The following is a 255-nucleotide window of genomic DNA, read 5'->3' as shown; positions in this document are numbered from 1 at the left end:
CCTCTGAGCTCTGAGCAGCTCCGTCTAAAGCAGCTTCAACATCCCTGATTTGCTTAGCGGCTTTGGATCCACCACGCTGCTTGATATCTACAAGTAATTCTCGTATTAGTCTATCTGTCATGATTTTTTCCAATAAAAAAGGCCTAGGGCATTAACCCTAGGCCAAGCCTCACGTGGAACGCCCGTTGGAGGAAAATGTAACTCACTATCTGCTAGAAGACTTCATTTTAGACTTCTTAATAGCTGCTTCAACAC

General features: G+C 44.3%; 1 protein-coding gene. It reads right to left on the bottom strand.

Annotated features, from left to right (window positions below; translation table 11 throughout):
• Positions 1 to 121 (bottom strand): hypothetical protein (locus tag RG959_RS25815; RefSeq protein WP_483298928.1); only part of this gene is annotated, 121 nt, incomplete at its 3' end.
• Positions 122 to 255: the final 134 nt, after the last annotated feature.

This window comes from Domibacillus sp. 8LH (assembly GCF_038806185.1).
Classification (GTDB): Bacteria; Bacillota; Bacilli; order Bacillales; family Domibacillaceae; genus Domibacillus; species Domibacillus indicus_A.
This window is presented reverse-complemented; position numbering and strand designations above follow the sequence as displayed.